Annotated in this window: 19 protein-coding genes; 8 read left to right on the top strand and 11 right to left on the bottom strand. The window is 61.2% G+C overall.

From position 1 onward, the window contains the following. The first annotated feature begins 176 nt into the window (after positions 1 to 176). Positions 177 to 383 (top strand): cold shock domain-containing protein CspD, encoded by a 207-nt coding sequence (cspD, locus tag PAQ31011_RS13355; RefSeq protein ID WP_039400870.1) that lies wholly within the window; start codon positions 177 to 179, stop codon positions 381 to 383. A gap of 612 nt (positions 384 to 995) precedes the next feature. Here cspD and PAQ31011_RS13350 read toward each other — a convergent pair. The 4 genes from PAQ31011_RS13350 to PAQ31011_RS13335 form a co-directional block, all read right to left on the bottom strand. Beyond that, positions 996 to 1,310, bottom strand: a complete 315-nt coding sequence (locus tag PAQ31011_RS13350; protein WP_150576254.1) for a non-heme iron oxygenase ferredoxin subunit — start codon at positions 1,308 to 1,310, stop codon at positions 996 to 998. A gap of 48 nt (positions 1,311 to 1,358) precedes the next feature. Further along, complete coding sequence (locus PAQ31011_RS13345) at positions 1,359 to 1,832, bottom strand: aromatic-ring-hydroxylating dioxygenase subunit beta (protein WP_150576253.1); 474 nt, start codon at positions 1,830 to 1,832, stop codon at positions 1,359 to 1,361. A gap of 23 nt (positions 1,833 to 1,855) precedes the next feature. Further along, entirely contained in the window at positions 1,856 to 3,088 is a 1,233-nt protein-coding gene (locus PAQ31011_RS13340; RefSeq protein ID WP_150576469.1) for an aromatic ring-hydroxylating dioxygenase subunit alpha, read from the bottom strand. A gap of 109 nt (positions 3,089 to 3,197) precedes the next feature. Then, the gene (locus PAQ31011_RS13335) at positions 3,198 to 4,229 is read right to left on the bottom strand and encodes a 2Fe-2S iron-sulfur cluster-binding protein (RefSeq protein ID WP_150576252.1); all 1,032 of its coding nucleotides are present in this window, start codon (positions 4,227 to 4,229) and stop codon (positions 3,198 to 3,200) included. A 199-nt stretch (positions 4,230 to 4,428) separates the two neighbouring features. On the opposite strand from PAQ31011_RS13335, the gene PAQ31011_RS13330 reads away from it, so the two are divergent. Beyond that, on the top strand, positions 4,429 to 5,367 hold the full coding sequence (locus tag PAQ31011_RS13330; protein WP_150576251.1) for a LysR family transcriptional regulator: 939 nt from the start codon (positions 4,429 to 4,431) through the stop codon (positions 5,365 to 5,367). A 75-nt stretch (positions 5,368 to 5,442) separates the two neighbouring features. Here PAQ31011_RS13330 and PAQ31011_RS13325 read toward each other — a convergent pair whose 3' ends face one another. After that, the gene (locus PAQ31011_RS13325) at positions 5,443 to 6,558 is read right to left on the bottom strand and encodes a glycosyltransferase family protein (RefSeq protein WP_150576250.1); all 1,116 of its coding nucleotides are present in this window, start codon (positions 6,556 to 6,558) and stop codon (positions 5,443 to 5,445) included. Positions 6,559 to 6,905: 347 nt separating this feature from the next. Then, a complete protein-coding gene (locus tag PAQ31011_RS13320) occupies positions 6,906 to 7,649 on the bottom strand; it encodes an SDR family oxidoreductase (protein ID WP_150576249.1) in 744 nt (247 codons plus the stop codon). 108 nt (positions 7,650 to 7,757) lie between these two features. On the opposite strand from PAQ31011_RS13320, the gene PAQ31011_RS13315 reads away from it, so the two are divergent. Then, positions 7,758 to 8,708 (top strand): LysR family transcriptional regulator, encoded by a 951-nt coding sequence (locus PAQ31011_RS13315; protein WP_150576248.1) that lies wholly within the window; start codon positions 7,758 to 7,760, stop codon positions 8,706 to 8,708. 72 nt (positions 8,709 to 8,780) lie between these two features. On the opposite strand, the gene PAQ31011_RS13310 is transcribed toward PAQ31011_RS13315, so the two are convergent. Further along, positions 8,781 to 9,140 carry a VOC family protein gene (locus tag PAQ31011_RS13310; protein WP_150576247.1) on the bottom strand — a complete coding sequence of 120 codons (360 nt, stop codon included), beginning with the start codon at positions 9,138 to 9,140 and terminating at the stop codon, positions 8,781 to 8,783. A 176-nt stretch (positions 9,141 to 9,316) separates the two neighbouring features. Here PAQ31011_RS13310 and PAQ31011_RS13305 point away from each other — a divergent pair, with 176 nt between their 5' ends. Next, positions 9,317 to 9,799, top strand: a complete 483-nt coding sequence (locus PAQ31011_RS13305; RefSeq protein ID WP_150576246.1) for a hypothetical protein — start codon at positions 9,317 to 9,319, stop codon at positions 9,797 to 9,799. A gap of 741 nt (positions 9,800 to 10,540) precedes the next feature. Here the strand turns inward: PAQ31011_RS13305 and icd are convergent. Further along, entirely contained in the window at positions 10,541 to 11,794 is a 1,254-nt protein-coding gene (icd, locus tag PAQ31011_RS13300) for an NADP-dependent isocitrate dehydrogenase (protein WP_150576245.1), read from the bottom strand. A gap of 282 nt (positions 11,795 to 12,076) precedes the next feature. On the opposite strand from icd, the gene PAQ31011_RS13295 reads away from it, so the two are divergent. The 4 genes from PAQ31011_RS13295 (at position 12,077) to PAQ31011_RS13280 (ending at position 13,980) form a co-directional block, all read left to right on the top strand. Further along, a complete protein-coding gene (locus PAQ31011_RS13295; protein ID WP_150576244.1) occupies positions 12,077 to 12,667 on the top strand; it encodes a pseudouridine synthase in 591 nt (196 codons plus the stop codon). Between the two features lie 51 nt (positions 12,668 to 12,718). Beyond that, positions 12,719 to 12,964, top strand: a complete 246-nt coding sequence (locus PAQ31011_RS13290) for a hypothetical protein (RefSeq protein ID WP_150576243.1) — start codon at positions 12,719 to 12,721, stop codon at positions 12,962 to 12,964. Positions 12,965 to 13,091: 127 nt separating this feature from the next. Then, positions 13,092 to 13,298, top strand: coding sequence for a hypothetical protein (locus PAQ31011_RS13285; RefSeq protein WP_150576242.1), 207 nt, complete (start codon positions 13,092 to 13,094; stop codon positions 13,296 to 13,298). 202 nt (positions 13,299 to 13,500) lie between these two features. Next, positions 13,501 to 13,980, top strand: coding sequence for a DUF192 domain-containing protein (locus PAQ31011_RS13280; RefSeq protein ID WP_425495103.1), 480 nt, complete (start codon positions 13,501 to 13,503; stop codon positions 13,978 to 13,980). 73 nt (positions 13,981 to 14,053) lie between these two features. Here the strand turns inward: PAQ31011_RS13280 and PAQ31011_RS13275 are convergent, their stop codons facing one another. The 3 genes from PAQ31011_RS13275 to xseA all read right to left on the bottom strand — a co-directional run bounded on the left by PAQ31011_RS13275 (position 14,054) and on the right by xseA (position 17,296). Next, positions 14,054 to 14,770, bottom strand: a complete 717-nt coding sequence (locus PAQ31011_RS13275) for an HD-GYP domain-containing protein (protein ID WP_150576241.1) — start codon at positions 14,768 to 14,770, stop codon at positions 14,054 to 14,056. A gap of 371 nt (positions 14,771 to 15,141) precedes the next feature. Further along, entirely contained in the window at positions 15,142 to 15,720 is a 579-nt protein-coding gene (gene sodB / locus PAQ31011_RS13270) for a superoxide dismutase [Fe] (protein ID WP_150576240.1), read from the bottom strand. 202 nt (positions 15,721 to 15,922) lie between these two features. Continuing rightward, entirely contained in the window at positions 15,923 to 17,296 is a 1,374-nt protein-coding gene (xseA, locus tag PAQ31011_RS13265) for an exodeoxyribonuclease VII large subunit (protein WP_150576239.1), read from the bottom strand. Positions 17,297 to 17,622 lie beyond the last annotated feature (326 nt).

The following is a 17,622-nucleotide window of genomic DNA, read 5'->3' as shown; positions in this document are numbered from 1 at the left end:
CTTGACACTATTGGTAGTTAGCGAAAACAATCGAACTGGCGCTTTTCCTCTATAAGTGGTTTAAAAGAAAAGATGCCTGGGTGAGCCTAAGAAGCCGCCGCCAGCCGGCGGGTTTTTCAGATGTGCTCGTTGTTGCGGTGATATGTAGTAGTCGTAATTGTTTAGGGGAAGTTTGTATGGCAACCGGTACGGTCAAATGGTTTAACGATGCCAAGGGTTTTGGTTTCATCACGCCGGACGAAGGTGGCGAAGATCTGTTCGCTCACTTCTCGGCGATCCAGATGAATGGATTCAAGACCCTGAAGGAAGGTCAGAAGGTTCAGTTCGAGGTCGTCCAAGGCCCGAAGGGCAAGCAGGCTTCGAACATCACGGCTCCGAACTGAGCCAGGCAGTTCGCAGCATTAGAAACCCGGCTTCGGCCGGGTTTTTTATTGCACCGCACCAATGCATGAGAAACGTTCATATATTTTGGATCCGTTTTTGCATGCAAATCACGCGCAACTTTCCGCTCCACCGATGAATCTTTACGGTATTAAGCTGCGTTTAATCCCTTATAAAACTATATTCATCGCAACATTCCACTCCGTTATTAAAATACTCCTTACCGATCCCGAGTTGCGGAAATCAATTACGCAATTACCTGAATTGACTAAGTAATCCTACGCAGTCACCCGCGCCGTCGATGCACAGAAATGACGCACGTTAAGCGTCGGAAACAAATAGTCTTTTAACGAATTCCAAAGCCCCGCTTGCGCCTAAAGGGCGGTTCATCCGATGGGTCGCCGGGCACATCGTTGAGTTTTTCGAATCGACCGGTTCGCTTCATTGGCACCTCTTGTTCGTGCCTCCGTCTGGGGCCGACAGATGCCCGCCAGCGCCCGCCAACCAAGGCGGTACGCGTCCCGCAAATGCCACGGGCCGCCCGGTAGGCAGCCCGTTTGGACACTTTCCCCTAAAGTCGCCCCGTCCCGCGAAGCGACCGGGTATCGGGGAGGTCACCCCAGATCGACGAAGACCTTTCCGGCCTCTATGCGGATCGGGTAGGTTCTGACCGCTTCGGTCAGCGGCGCGCACATCGCGGCGCCCGTACGTACGTCGAATTTTCCCTGATGCAACGGGCACTCGATCTCATGCCCTTCGAGGAAACCGTCGCACAGCCGCGCATTGCCGTGTGTGCACACGTTGTCCGTGGCGAACACGTCGCCGTCCACGCCATACAGCGCGATGTCCCGTCCGCCGACGACCACGCCGACGACATCGTCCTCGGGAATCGCGTCGCGCGACGCCGCCTCAATCCAGTTGCCGCTCATGATGTCCTCTTGTCTGTCTTGTCAGTCCTACCAGTCCTGCCCGTCGCGTCAGATCGGGTAAATGAGCGAGTTGGGAATCATCTCGCTGTCGAAAATGCATTGCCGCGACGCGAACTTCCAGCCGTCGTCCGTGCGTTTCACAATGTCCAGATACCGCCCGACCGACAGGATGTCCGTGAGCTGGTCGGGCTTGGTGCGAAACACGGCATAGTTCGCCTCGACGTGCAGCGTGTTGGCGTCCTGCGCACGAATCGAGGGCAGCCCGATCACGTGACGCTGGTAGTACGGGTCGTGAAACAGCGTGTCGCGAATGCCGTAGATGCGGTCGCGCAGCATGCCCTTGCTCTCGAACGAGAGCGTGGCGAGCGGCAGGCCCATGTCGAAGTTCTCGCGCGGCTGAATGCGATAGACGCATTCGTCCAGAAAGAACTCGGGCCAGGCGTCCCACTGCTGTGCATCGAGCGCCGCCGCGTAGGCCGCGTTGAGTTCGACCACGGCCTGAAACGTTGCAAAATCCACCATCGAATCGTCTCCCCAGATATCGTTCAGACGCCCATCACGCGACGCCAGTAGGCGTACATGCCGCGAATCAGCGTTTCCGTGACCATGTGCTCGGTGTTTTCCACGCCCGTGCCGCCCAACTCGGCCAGCACGCGGTGCCACGGCTTTTGTGCGAACCCCTCCTGCGAGCACTCGATGGCCTCGCCGTCGTCGGCGGACACGAAGCCCGCCGGGCCGAACAGATTGGCCTGACGCAAACGCCGCTGGGTCATTTCCTCGGTGTCGTCTTCAAACCCGAAGTGCGTCCACACAAAGTCGAACGCGTTGTGGCCACGCGGCTGGATATGGCGCGTGGATACCGAATTGACCTGTTGCTGAAGGATGACGCTGGGAAACAGCGTCATGAGGACCGCTGTCGGCCCCTTCCACCAGTCTTCCTGAACGATGTCGAGAAAGCGCATGTCGTTGAGTGCCATCGATTCCTTGAAGCTCGACACCCCCGACGTCACCTCGCCGCCCCCGCCCTGTCCGCGCGTGGAAACCATCGCTGCGTGGCGTCCATGCGCATCCATCACCAGCCGCGACTTGTTGTCGGCGCGCCAGAGACCGAACGTGACGAACCACGTATGCAGCAACCCCGGGTGATACGGATCCTTGATGTTCTCCTGCATCAGCTTCCAGTTACCCGGGATGCGTTGCTTGTTGTAGCCGAGAATTTTGAGCTTGCGTCCGTCGAACAACCGGTCGAAGTACGCGCAGATGTCCGGCCCCAGGAAGTCCTCGAGCGATTCGACGTCGTGATCGAACGACGCGAAGATCACCCCGCCGCGCGTGGCGACCTTCAGTTTCGTGAGTCCGTGATCCTCCGGCCGGAAATCCTTCGGCATACCGCCGTTGACCTTGCCGTCCTGCTTCACGCCACGCCGGAACGGCACACCTTGCAGGTTGCCCTTCAGGTCGTAGTTCCACTGGTGGTACGGGCAGTGGAAGTCGGTGCGGTTGCCGCGCTTCTCCCGGCAGAACTTCATGCCTCGATGCGCACATACGTTTTCAACCACATTGATTTCGCCGCTGGCGTCGCGCGTCACGATGACGGAGCGCTCACCGATCGCCGTGCGCTTGAAGTCGCCCGGATTCGGCACCTCGGCTTCCAGTCCGACGTAGTTCCAGTGCTGGCGGTAAAAACACTGCTCCAGTTCTCGACGGTGCAGTTGCTCGTCCGTGTAGACACGAAACGGGATGCGGCTGGAGCCCTCGGCAGGCCAGATATTCGGGATTTCCGACGTGTGCCCGGCGGCATCATGATCGGCACAGGGCGCCGGATCGAATCCGGTCTGGGGTGTTGTCGTCACGTTCGTCTCCTGAGGGATGCGGGGAAAGCGGTAATCACGCGGCCTTCGCGTAAAACGCGTCGGCGTAGATGTGTGCGCTGTCGATGCCACGCTGGCGAAGCAGACGCGTCGCGGCGTCGACCATCGGCGGAGCACCGCACAGATAGGCGCGCCAGCCGACAAGGGATTCGGGGGCGGCGAAATCGACGGCAAGGGCGTCGGTCACGTGGCCGGTGCGGTATTGCGGCTCGGCCCTCTCGTGCTCGCCAGGCACAGACGAGGCGGCCACCGTCGTCACGACGTGCAAGCGGATGCCGTCGTGATGCGCGGCAAGTTCGCGCAACCACGCGAGCCCATAAACGTCCTCGGCAGAACGCGCGCCGACATAGATCTCGATGGGGTTGGTCATGCCTCTGGCCAACGCACCGCGCACGATCGACAGCACGGGCGCAAGACCGGTGCCACCCGCGACACAGAGCATCGGGCCATCGTGGCGCGTCCGCAGATACGACGTGCCCAATGGGCCAGACACGCGCACGGCGTCGCCCACTTTCAGTTGCTCGTCGACGTAACCGGTGACAGCGCCGCCGGGCACACGGCGGATGTGGAATTCGAGCGTGTCGTCTGCGTCGAGCCCGGCCATCGAATACGGACGGATGTGCGCCGGCGTGAATTGCAGCGTGGCGTATTGTCCCGGCGAGAAACTGAGCGGCTTGGATGGCTTGAGCACCAGCCGCTTGATGTCGTGAGTCAGCGACTCGATGGCCAGCACGGTCGCCTTAAGGATTTTCGCGGGATGCACCACGACCTCGTCCAGCGCCGGTAACTCAATCTCGCAATCGCCGTGGAGGGTCGACTGGCAGGCGAGTACGTAGCGCTCGTCTGGTTGCCCTTCGTCGTGATGACGATACTCAACGCCCTGCGCTTCACGCACGTCCCCCGACACCACACGGCAACGGCATGTCCCGCAACGGCCTGACAGGCAGCTGTACGACACAGGAATGTTGCGATCGGTCAGGACTTTGAGAAGGTTGTCGCCCGGGGCGACGTCGAGTCGCTCGCCGAGCGGCTGCACGTGAACTTGCATGGGGATTGTCTCCGTTCTGACGGTGCCTTCCGGGCATCGCCGATGGCGTTAAAACGCCGTTTGCAAGAAGCATCGCGCAACGAACGATATAAACCAATAGAATCTCGTTTATATGCCCTATAAATTTCAGTGATTTTGCTTGCGTCGGCGTCTCGCGCCTGAAGAGGCCGATGGACTGCGGACTCGCTATGGATTCGCTATGGACTTGCATGCCGTCGATCTGAACCTGCTGGTCGTCTTCCAGCACCTCTACAACGCACGACGCGTATCTCGCGTCGCCGAAGCCCTCGGCGTGACGCAACCGGCCGTCAGCAATTCGCTCGCGCGCCTGCGCAAGTTGTTCAACGACGAGCTTTTCATCCGTACATCGCGCGGCATGTTGCCCACGCCGATGGCCACCGAGCTGGCCGAACCCGTGGCGGCGGCCCTCGACGCACTGCACGGCGTGTTCAACCGACAACTGGCGTTCGATCCGGCCACGAGCCAACGCGCGTTTCAGATTGCAATGACGGATATCGGCGAGGTGCATTTCCTGCCGAAGCTGATGCACGCATTAGGCGAGCGCGCGCCGGGCATTACGATCAGCACCGTGCGCAATACAGCGGTGAACCTGCGCGAGGAGATGGCGGCGGGTCAGGTGGACCTTGCCGTCGGGCATCTGCCGGATCTGTCGGCGGAGTTCTTTCAGCGGCGTCTGTTCCGGCAGAAGTACGTGTGCATGTTTCGCCCCGGGCATCCGCTCGATCGCGTGACGACGTCTGCACGTTCGAAGAAGACGCCGATGGCACGCATGACGCGCGAAGACTTCGAACGCGCCGAGCAAGTGATGGTGGTAGCAGCAGGCACCGGCCACGGTCAGGTCGACGAGTTCATGGCGCGCGCGCACGTACAACGCAACATACGGTTGCGCGTACCCCACTTCGTCGCACTGGCCGACATCCTCCATGCCACGGATCTCATCGCCACCGTGACCGAGAAGTTCGCACAACGCAGCGCCCAGCATTTCGGATTGCGTTACGTCGACCATCCCCTCGACATTCCCGACGTGCAGATCAATCTGTTCTGGCACGCCCGGTATCACCGCGAGCCGGCGAGTCAGTGGATGCGCACGCTGCTGTTCGAATTGTTCTCGGAGTGATGGCGGGATTCAGGGGAAAGGCGACGGCGCATCAGGGCGAAGCCACGTCGCGTCGAAGTCGTCGAGCGCCGCCGCTCAGCGCCCGTGCCACGTCTCCCATAGGCCGCGCCAGAACGCATTGGCATTTCGACGTGCCCGCCAGCGCAGGTTCGGCAATGCGACGCCGAGCCATTGATCCGCGTCGTCGATACGGCGCTCGCCGAAGCGCCCGGGGGCTTCGAACAGGTCTAGATAGGCCTGACGGTAGTGCCTGACCAGGGTGGCGTCGTGATAATACGTTTCCATCCATTTGCGCGACGCCGCGCCGATCTCCGCGCGCAATGCCGCGTTCGTCAGCAACTCCACCAGCGGGGCTTCGGCCGCTTCGAGCGGCACGTCGACCCAGGGCAAATCGCACGCGCCCGTGAGACGCCGCAGTTGCGATTGCACGCGATTATCGAGATGCCCCAGCGTGGGTTTGCCTTGCGATAGCGCTTCGAGCCCGGAGAGGTGATAGTTGCCCGTCACGCATTCGTCGAGCGCGATCGCGGCACGCTGCTTGAGCCGCAGACACTCGTCGTGCGGCGTGCCGGTGATCAGCCGGACCTCACACAACCCGCGGCGTTCGAGCTTTCGCAACAGACGCAACGTCTGCGGCGCACCTTTCGTCTCCCAGCGCTTGCGCCAGCCGGACGAGCGTCCGCTTGGCGAGAACACAACCACCGGACGTCCCGTCTCGCCCGCACACTCGGGATGTGGCAGATAGCGGGCGTCGTCGAGCGGCACGATGTTGGGTACGACGCGAGCGAAGGGATAGAAGCGCTCCGGCCCCTGTGCGATCACGAGTTGGGGAAGCGGGTCGTTGACGATACGCTCGCGCATCGCGGCGTCGTCGCGAGACCAGAGTTCGGGCGCGGAGTGAAACTGACGGATCAGTTTCTTCTGGCCGAAACGCGTGAGCAGATCCGGGCCGAACGTCGCATCCATCGGAAAAATCTGATGGATGTGAATGACGTCCGCCTCGGCAATGACATCGAGCGCCTCCTCCCGCTGACACTGCCAGTCGAGATCGACCGCGAACGTGCGCGACGCATACGCCGCAGCGTTGTAGACAACATGCCGCGCTGCGATGTCGGTGTGACGGTTCAGTGCCGCGACGATATTGCCCGGACTGCCCGCCACCGGCGTGTGGGAGAGGTGAACGACCTTCATGCGCGCAGTCTAGATCGACGTCCTGCGCGTGAGTTTACGGGGGACGGCGCGCCAGCTTACGCGGCGTTACGGCGGTAATACGTCGAGGTCGACACTCCAACGATGTCCGACCTCCGAGTGACATTCGCCGAAGCCCGCGGTGACGCGGGGTTCGGTGCGGTTCGCCCTCGGGACATCAGCTCACCGACGCCCCTGCGACCACCTCCGAAGCCCCGAAGTCCGTTGCATTTCTTACGCTTACAAAGCCACACCGGGAGACGTGAAAATCCGACGTCTCCCAGTTGGCGTGCCTCACGTGCGCCGATCTTCAGGCACCCTCAAGCACACTCAAGCACCTTCAAGCACCTTCAAGCATTAAAGCCGCCATCGATGGTCAGGCTCGCGCCCGTCACGAAACCGGCGTCTTCGCTGGCGACATATGCCACCATCGCCGCGATTTCCGCCGGGTGCGCGTGACGCTTGATCGCCATCACGTCGTGCATGCTGCCGGCATGATCGCCAGCGGCCGGGTTCATGTCAGTGTTCGTCGGTCCCGGCTGTACGTTGTTGACGGTAATCCCACGCGGACCGAGGTCACGCGCCATACCCTTCACGAGACCGACGAGTGCCGACTTGCTCATCGCGTACGTGGCGAAACCAGGGAACGGAATGCGCTCGGCATTGCACGAGCCGATGTTGATGATGCGGCCGCCGTCACCCATGTGCGCGAGTGCTGCCTTCGACGCGACGAAAACGGCACGCACGTTGATGTTGAGCATGCGATCGAACTCGTCGAGCGCCAAGTCGGCAATGTTGCCCGTCGAGAAGACACCGGCGTTATTCACCAGAATGTCGATCTTGCCGAGTTGTCGCGCCGCCTCGTTCACCGCACGCGTGAGCGCTTCGGGGTTAGCGACGTCTGCCTGCAAGGCAATCGCCCGGCCGCCGGCTGCCTGGATACGGGCGGCCAGCACTTCGGCAGCCTCCTTCGAGCCGTGATACGTAAAGGCGACCGCAGCGCCGTCGTCGGCGAGTCGCTGCACCACGGCCGCGCCGATACCACGCGAGCCACCCGTCACAAATGCCACTTTGCCTTGAAAGTTTGTTGCCATGATGTTGCTCCACTGGGTTAGGAAGTGAACGCAGTATCGGCTTCGAATTACCTTCAAACTAGACCATAATGCCTATCATCACTTTCAACTCGATGGAACAGGTGAGAGATGGATGCGCTGCATCTGATCGAATCGTTTGTACTGAGCGCCCGCGCGGGCAGCTTTTCGGCGGCCGCCCGTCGGCTGGGCATAACGCCCGCCGCCGTCAGCAAAAACGTGGCGCGACTTGAGGCGCAACTTGGCCTGCGACTGTTTCATCGCAGCACCCGCAGTCTGACGCTGACAGCGGGCGGCGAACGATTCCTGCTCGATGTCGACAGCCCGTTCGCCGCCCTGACCGACGCGTTTTCACGTGCGGCCGAGCGCGAGAGTGCACCGTCGGGAACGCTCAAAGTGAGCGTGGCGCACTCGTTCGGGCGTGAGTATCTCGTGCCGATGCTCGGCGACTTTCTCGCCCGCTATCCGGACATCGTGCCCGACTGGCGCTTCGACAATCGCAGCGTGGACGTTGTCGGCGAAGGATTCGATGCCGCTATCGGCGGTGGCATCGAACTGACGCCGGGCGTCATCGCGCGGCGTCTCGCGCCGACCTATGCCGTGATGTGTGCGTCGGCCACCTATATGGCGGGACGCAAGGCGCCGACGCACCCGTCCGAGCTGAGCGCATTCGACGCGGTGATCCGGCGCTCCGGCATGACGGGACGTTTGCGCGCGTGGGACTTGCGCAATGTCGAGGGTGAGCGCGTCACCGTCGAAGCCCGAACGCGGATGATCTTCGACGATCCCGAGGCGATGGCGCATGCCGTTGCGCTGGGCTATGGCGTGGCGCTATTGCCCATGCCGCACGCCGCGCCGATGCTCGCGGACGGCCGTCTTCAGCGTTTGCTGCCCGGATGGTTCGACGAGTACGGCGGCGTGTCCATCTACTACTCGAACAAGAAGCTGCTGCCGTTGCGCACACGCGTGTTTGTCGATCACGTCGCGCAAGCGTTCGAAGCACAACAACTCGCAGCGCGCTTCGACTGGCGATGGACCGGGATGGCGGGAAAGTCAAAGTGAAGCGGTGATGACGTGCGCCGTGAGCGACATCAACGCGCTATGCGTCCGGCCCCCTCGTGATGCGAGCGCCAATCAGCGATGCGCGAGGATGTTGAGCAGACGACCGAGCGGATCGCGAACATAGAAACGTCGCACGCCCCAGGGTTCGTCGGCAGGGCCGTATTCGACGGCGACGTCTGCCGCGCGCATACGGGCAAGCGCCTCGTCGACGTCATCCACTTCGATGGAAAGGTCCGGCACCGGCGTGCCGTTGCCGCCTTCGGTAGCGACGCTCATCTGCACGGACATCTTCGACGCATTGCCGTACGTCGCAATCCAGCCGTGGTCCATCAGCAAATCGAGCCCCAGCAGTTCGCCGTAAAAGCGCTGCGCCGCTTGCAGCGCCTGTGGCGACGGTGCGGCGAGATTCGCAACAATGCGGTTGACCTTCATCTTCGTCCTCTCGGGGATAGTGCGGATAACAACGTTAAAAGCGTAGCACGCGACCTAGGATTGACCGCACCTTGCGTTGTCGTCTTTCGTGCACTGTAATGAAAGCGTCTGCCGACGCGGTTTTCGGGGAGGAGAACACCCCTGCGCCGGCTGCCACGGGGGGTGGGAGATCCGTCATGGACACCACCGGAAGGGCATTGGGTGCGTCGTATGCGCGGCCTATGGTGCACTTACCGCACTGGCTGTGGAAAGCCGTGTGGGTGACGTGCGCACTCGGCGCGAGCGCGGCGAGCGCCGAACCACCGGATTCGACATTTCCGCCGCCGACGCAGGAAGTGGAAGCCGCGGTCGGTCAGAAGATCATGATTTGGGAGCAGACGAACCACAGCGTACTGTGCCGCGACCTTGGCTCGCCGACCTTCGAACTCGATTCACGCCCCACGCTCGGCGAGGTTGCCCCTGAGTGGATCAGCTATACGGTCCCGAAAGGTCAGCGATGCGAGGACATGAAGTTCTCGGGCATGATCGTCTGGTATCAGGCCGGTGGCGTGCCAGGCACCGACGTCGTGACATGGCGCGTCGGTTTCCCGCGAGAGTTCGGCAGCCACACCCCCAACACAGGCGACCACCTCGTCACGACGCGCATCGTCATACGGTGACGCGGCGGCCCTCTTCGGGATTATTCGGATTTCCCAGGCGATTTGCGACGAACCGCTTGCGCTCGACGTATTGGGACGAAATAGAATTTCTTCCGTGCCCCCCGCGCTGTACTCGTCCACAAAACTCGATGATCCGACTCCCTTCCGAAACCCGAAAGAAACTCCGGCACGTTACCAACTTTGCGCTAATCGGTGCCACGCTGACAGGCGTCGTCATTGGCCGTACGAATCTTCCCTACGATCCGCGCGACATCGTCGGTCTCGTGACCGCGGCACTCGCCGCGATCTGGATCTTCCGCCGACGGTGACACGATATGTGGCAGGACTTTCAATTCGATGCCAATTGGGTCGATTGCGGTGCCGCGATCAGTGGGGTTTCGTACGTCGCATGGCAAATGTGGCGAACCCGGCAAAAGCGCGGTCGCAGGCCCCTCGCGATATCCCATGACTTCGCCTTTGGCGTTGCATTCTTCCCTCAATGGCTACTGCTGATCTGCGTGACGTCGTCGACGATCGTTGATGGGCTCGCAAACGCGAGCCGCATCAGTCTGTGCGTCGCCGGAAGCTACGCGCTGGGGGCGATGTGGGACGCACAATTTACGGGCCGGCATGATCACGATAGAAGCCGCCGTTAGCTGCGTGTCCTACCCCAGCCCTCATTACGCAAAAAACCCCGACGCGAGTCACTTTGTCGGGGTTTGTGTGAGGCAATGTGGCGCAACGTGCGCCACGATGGCGTCGTCACATGTTCTCGATCATCACGTCGCCGAAACCGGAGCACGACACCTGCGTCGCACCCTCCATCAGACGCGCAAAGTCGTACGTCACCTTCTTCGACAGAATCGATTTTTCCATCGACGCGATGATGCGATCCGCAGCCTCCGTCCAGCCCATATGACGCAGCATCATCTCCGCCGACAGAATCTCCGAGCCCGGATTCACGTAGTCCTTGCCCGCGTACTTCGGCGCAGTGCCGTGCGTCGCTTCGAACATCGCCACCGAATCGGACAGGTTTGCACCCGGCGCGATACCGATGCCACCGACCTGTGCGGCGAGCGCATCGGAAACGTAATCGCCATTCAGGTTCAGCGTCGCAATCACGTCGTACTCGGCGGGACGCAGCAGAATCTGTTGCAGGAAGGCGTCAGCAATCGAATCCTTGATGGTGATCTCCTTGCCCGTCTTCGGATTCTTCACCTTGCACCACGGACCACCGTCAATCTCCGTCGCCGCAAACTCCTTCTTCGCCAGTTCGTAGCCCCAGTCGCGGAACGCGCCTTCGGTGAACTTCATGATGTTGCCCTTGTGCACGAGCGTCACCGTGTCGCGGTTATTGTCGATGGCGTACTGAATCGCCTTGCGCACAAGACGCTCGGTGCCTTCGCGCGACACCGGTTTCACGCCAATACCCGACGTCTCCGGAAAGCGAATCTTGCTCACGCCCATCTCGTTCTGCAAGAACGCGATCAACTTCTTCGCGCCCGCCGATTCGGCTTCCCACTCGATGCCCGCATAGATGTCTTCCGAGTTCTCGCGGAAGATCACCATGTTGATCTTCTCCGGTTGACGCACCGGCGACGGCACACCCTTGAAGTACTGCACCGGACGCAAACACACGTACAGATCGAGTTGCTGGCGCAGCGCCACGTTGAGCGAGCGAATGCCGCCACCGACCGGCGTCGTCAACGGCCCCTTGATCGACACGACGTAGTCCTTCACAACCTGAAGCGTTTCGTCGGGCAGCCACACGTCCGGACCATAGATACGCGTCGACTTCTCGCCCGCGTAGATCTCCATCCAGCTGATCTTGCGCTTGCCGCCATAGGCCTTTTCCACCGCGGCGTCGACGACCTTGAGCATCACCGGCGTAATGTCCACGCCCGTGCCGTCACCTTCGATGTACGGGATGATCGGATTGTCCGGCACGTTCAGGGAGAAATCCTTGTTGACCGTGATCTTCTCGCCTGCGGGGACCTTGATGTGCTGATACGACATGGTGGGGCTCCAATTGGATGGATCGGAATGCATGCATCAGATGGCTTGCGTCGGACCGCATGAGCAGCCGATGAGCGGCCGGTACGTGCGCACCACGAAACTGCATTGTGGTGGATACGTGGTCGCCCCTGCGCAGCGCTGCCTTATTTTAGTCATAGCGCTTCGAAATGCGTGTGACACAAATCAAGTCTTATATAAGACATAAGAGTGACGTTTTCGATTATGCATTAACATGTCGCCGCTGACCAGCTTCCTCGGCCATCCCCCTCGCCATCACCCGGTATGACACTTCTCGCACTCAATAAGCCCTTCGGTACGATCTGCCAGTTTTCGCCGCATCCGACACGCCCGACGCTCGCCGAGTGCATCGATCTCCCGGACGTTTATCCGGCAGGTCGTCTCGACGCCGACAGCGAAGGCTTGCTGCTACTTACCGACGACGGCCGCTTGCAGGCGCGCATTGCCGAGCCGGAGCGAAAGCTGCCCAAGACGTATTGGGCACAGGTCGAAGGGGCGTACGACGAAGCGGCCGTAGCCCGTCTTCGTGGCGGACTCGACCTGGGCGACTTCGTCACGCTACCGTGCGAGGCGCGCGAAATCCCCGAGCCTGCGCATCTCTGGGCGCGCAATCCGCCGATCCGCTACCGCGCCAGCATTCCGACGCACTGGCTCGAAATCAAACTCGTCGAAGGCAAGAATCGTCAGGTCAGACGCATGACGGCGGCCGTCGGCAAACCGACGCTTCGGCTCGTGCGCGTCGCCATCGGCCCCGTCGACGTCTTTTCGTTGAACCTCGCACCTGGTCAGTGGTGCGAACTGCCGCAACAAATACTTACACTTTCCGGTCAACGCAGCCGTCGTCCATCTCGTTGAGGGAACAGGTGCGCAACATACGCACCACTACCGAAACGAGGAAACCACATCATGAACAAACTGCTGCTCGCACTGACCGCCGGCCTGATCGTGTCCGGTGCCGCGATGGCCCAACAATCGGCGCCTGCGACGGCGCCTGTCGCTCCGGCGGCACCCGCAGCAGCAGCGCCTGCTACGGCCGCTCCGATGGCGGACCACGCCACGCCAGCGAAGAAGACCACCAAGCACAAAAAGCATCACCACAAGAAGCACGCCAAGAAGCCGATGAGCCAACCGCCGGTCGGTAACAAGCCGTAATACTTGTCGTCGAAAAAATCCGCGTGCGGGTTGTCAACCGATGTTCCGACGGGACGTTAAAGGAGATGACTCACTTCGCGGGTCAACGAGTACACCACCCAAACATCGAGCTCCAACGAGGAATCTCATGAAAAAACTGATCGCTGCCCTGGTCGCTGGCCTGTTCGCAACGGGCGTGTTCGCCCAAGCTGCTGCTCCGGCTGCTGCCGACACGGCTGCTCCGGCTGCTGCTAGCAAGCCGGCTGCCAAGAAGAAGGCACACAAGAAGTCGTCGCACAAGAAGTCGGCCAAGAAGGCTGCTGCTGCTGAAGCTCCGGCCGCTGCAAGCAAGTAAGTACCGCGTCGCGCAGCACGCCTGCGCAACGGACGGTAACAAGCAGGTTGCTCGTGCAACCTGCTTTTTTTTCGTCCGGCAGATACAATGATCCGCTATTCTTCCCAGGCAAATTCGCTGCATTCCGACGAAATTGCTGCGGAAAATCGACTGTCGTCCGACCGTATTCTTGACGTCCCCCCGATCTTCTCAGGAGTCTTTTGTGATCCGGATTTCGCGTCAACTGGCCGCGCTCGCCGCCAGCGCCACGTTCACCAGCATCGCAGCCGTCATGGCACTCGCGCCGGCCAGCGCCGCTGCACAAATCAAGCAGCCCGGCGATTTCCCGACCGTGCAACTCTCAGCCGGCATGTATCTCATCAAGGCCGAAGTTGCCGCGAACGAGCAGGACCGCGAACAAGGTCTGATGTATCGCAAAGCCATGGCCGACAATGCTGGCATGCTCTTCGTGTTCGAACAGAGCGCCGGGCACTGCTTCTGGATGAAGAACACCGACCTGCCGCTGTCCATCGCGTTTCTTGCTGATGACGGCACGATCGTGAACATCGAAGACATGGCACCGCAAACGGAAGACAACCATTGCCCCCGTGCTGCTGTGCGATACGCACTTGAGATGAACAAGGGCTGGTTCGCCAAGAAGAACATCAAGGCAGGTTCGAAGATCTCCGGCTTGCCGCGCTGATCGTTATACGACCTCCCTCTCCTGCTGCGCCGTCGTCCACCGGCGCATCCTTCCTGCGGCACGCGAGCGGTAGCTAATGCGCGCCGCTCGATATTTCCAGCGCCGCGCTGAGCGATTGCTCGAGAAATCGATCCAGCAACCACGGATCGAAGTGACGTCCACGCTCGGCGAGCATCGCGCCGACGATCTGCGCCGGACTTAACGCCGCGCGATACGGACGATGGCTGGCGAGTGCATCGAAAACGTCGACCAGTGCCACAATGCGTCCGGCCAACGGAATGCGGTTGCCGGAAAGCCCGTAGGGATAGCCGGTGCCGTCATAACGTTCGTGATGCGTGCGTGCCACCGTGGCCGCCAACTCGCATGCCGCACCGCCGATGGCAGTCAGCATCTCGGCCCCCAACTGCGGATGCATACGCATCGTCAAGATCTCATCGGGCGACAACCTGCCCGGCTTCTCCAGTATCGAATTCGGAATGCAAAGCTTGCCGGTGTCGTGCAGCGCCGCCGCGAGCCCCAGCGCCTGTGCCTTGATGGCGGACATCCCTAACGATTGTGCGAATCGCCATGCCAGCGCGCCAACGCGCCACATGTGTGTGGCCGTCCCACCGCGCTTGTACTCGGCCAGCCGAAAGAGCGTCCAGGCGGCGGGGGGCAGGCTGCGCATCAGTTGCGGGTCGGCAAGCCAGAACCGCGGCAGTGTGTCTTCGGAGGCGTCGACACGTCGGGTGTCGAACGAGAGATGCGCAATGGCCGTGGTGGCCTCGCGCGATGGCGCAGGGTCTGGCATACGTTGTCCGTTCGGATTGAAGGATTCACTCTAACGAGGTGCCCGCGTACGAACGTTGACGTCGATCAAACACAGCGCGAAAGCTTGCAATCCGGCGACTGTTGAAAACGAAGGGCGTCATCCGCGAGGAAACGGAATTCACCGGCACAGCATCGCAAAAAGCGCGATAGCGACGTGAGATGTTTTGAGGCGGGAAGGTATTGCAGCAGCGATGCGGCAAACGATGGGCCGAAATCGTGCGTTGATGTCGCGAGTAGCGTGTTGAGTTTTGCCGGCGACGCCAGACGCTCGGGTTGGGCGTCTGACGTGCCCTTCAGTGAAGGCTCACTGAAGTCGACTCTATGTCGGCCGGCAAATTCCGGGAGCGTCGATTACGCGAAGTTCTTCGCGGCGAATTCCCAGTTGACGAGGTTCCAGAATGCCTCGACGAACTTCGGACGGGCATTGCGGTAGTCGATGTAGTAGGCGTGTTCCCACACGTCGATCGTGATCAGCGGCTTGTCGGCGCCGGTCAGCGGCGTGGCAGCGTTGCTGGTGTTCACGATGTCGACCGAACCGTCGGCCTTCTTCACGAGCCACGTCCAGCCCGAACCGAAGTTGCCCACGGCCGACTTCGAGAACGTTTCCTTGAAGGCGTCGAACGAGCCGAACTTGGCGTTGATGGCGTCAGCCAGCGCGCCGGTCGGAGCACCACCGCCCTTCGGCGACAGCGTGTTCCAGAAGAAGGTGTGGTTCCACACCTGTGCTGCGTTGTTGAACACGCCGCCCGACGACTTCTTGATGATGTCTTCGAGGCTGGCGTTTTCGAATTCGGTGCCCTTGATCAGGTTGTTCAAGTTGGTCACATAGGCTTGATGGTGCTTGCCGTAGTGATACTCCATCGTTTCCTTGGAGATGGTCGGCGCCAGTGCATCGATGGCGTACGGCAGTTCAGGGAGCTTGTGTTCCATGGCAATTGTCCTTTGTGCTCTGAGGGGAACCCGATTTTGCGTTATCCGGAGCCATCGATTCTAGGGCAGATGCGAAAACCCCGCAAACCCAACGGGTACTTGGTTTGCCGCACTCTGCCTTATCAATGTGACGATTGTTTGCCGATCCCGGCTAATCGACGCACGATGCCTGCGATTCGCCAGCTTTGCCGAACCGTGCCGACTAAAAAGTATCGTCTAGCCTGACCTGTACGTCACCAATGCCCACGTCCGCCGCCCCGTCCGCCAGATGCATGGTCACTTGCTGGCCACGCTGAAGTTTCCTGGGGTCCCGCAGCGGCTGCCCCTTCGCATCCAGCACTGCGGCATAACCGCGTTGCAGCGTGCGGCGCGGGTTGAGCAGTTCAAGTTGCGCGGTGGCATCGGTCAGACGTTGTGCAGAACGCTCGGCACGGCGCGACATGGCCGTCTGAAGACGTTGTTCGAGCAATGCCACGCGCTCATGTTGCGACGCGACATCCGGCACCGCCCGCGCGTGACGCAGCCGCAGCATCTCGAATCGGCTGCGACGTTGGGCCAGCGGGCGTTCGAGCGCGTGTCGCATGCGATCGGCCAGGTGCGCCAGTTCCCCGCGCTGGCGCGCCAGACGCTCGCGCGGTGAGACCATTGAGCGCGACAGGCTGTCGAGTTGCTGGGCGCGCTGCTCCAGTGTGCGGCGCATGGCACGGCTCAGACGCTGACGCTCCCGGTCGACCTCGCGCAGGCACTCGTCTCGCGCCGCCGAGATCAACTCGGCCGCCGCCGTCGGCGTGGGCGCACGCACGTCCGCCACGAAGTCGGCAATCGTGAAATCGGTTTCGTGCCCGACGCCGGAGACCACCGGCAGTTCGCTGCGCGCGATCGCGTGCGCCAGCACTTCTTCGTTGAATGCCCAGAGATCCTCGATAGACCCGCCGCCCCGGCACAACAGCAGGGTATCGACTTCGCGCCGCGCATTGGCCGTGTCGAGCGCTGCCGCGAGCTTTGTGGCGGCGTCCGCGCCCTGTACCGGCGCGGGATAGATGACAACGCTCACATGCGGGGCGCGACGCGCGAGCGTTGTGAGCACGTCACGTAACGCGGCCGCCTGCAACGACGTCACAACGCCCACGCGACGGGCATAACGCGGCAATTCACGCTTGCGCCCGGCATCGAACAGCCCGGCAGCAGCGAGTTTTTCCTTCAGCCGCAGGAAGGCCTCATAGAGATTGCCCTGCCCCGCGCGCCGGATCGCCTCGACGTTGAGTTGCACCTCGCCGCGCGGCACATACATGGAGAGCAAGGCGCGAACCTCGACGCGATCGCCCTCTTTCGGTGAGAAATCCGCGTGCTGCGCGCGACCGCGGAACATCACGCAACGCATTTGCGCCTGTGCGTCCTTGATCGAGAAATACCAATGGCCGCTGGCGGCGCGCGTGAAGTTCGAAATCTCGCCGCTGACCCATGCCAGCGGGAAACTCCGCTCCAGCACGCCGGCAACGGCTTTGTTCAAATCCGAAACACTAAGTACGCGATCCGCACCACCAGTGGGCCGGGCGTCATCGAAAGATAGGTTCATGCGTGTGCGCTGACGAAAAACTGTCCACAGGCCCGCTAATTTAAGGGTTTTCGCGCCGGTATGCCCGACAATTCCTACACGCCGGGTGCAAACCCTTGATTTACCGGGCTTTCCGGGGGGCTTCCACGGCGTAAAAAGGCATGTTTGCGTGGCACACAGCAAGATATATCTTCAGAGGCCGACATGTACACATAGTTATCCACAGGCTGACGGTGAAATCTTGGGATTTGCGAGATTGCGGAGGTGTTCATTTCTGAAACAGCTCATTGCCCACTTTTTCATCACGAACTAAAAAGTTCCACCGCGTCAAAGAGTTGCTGAGAGTA

The sequence above is a fragment of the Pandoraea aquatica genome, from assembly GCF_902459565.1.
Lineage (GTDB): Bacteria > Pseudomonadota > Gammaproteobacteria > Burkholderiales > Burkholderiaceae > Pandoraea > Pandoraea aquatica.
The sequence above is the reverse complement of the archived record's forward strand: the minus strand, read 5'-3'. Positions and strand labels throughout refer to the sequence as shown.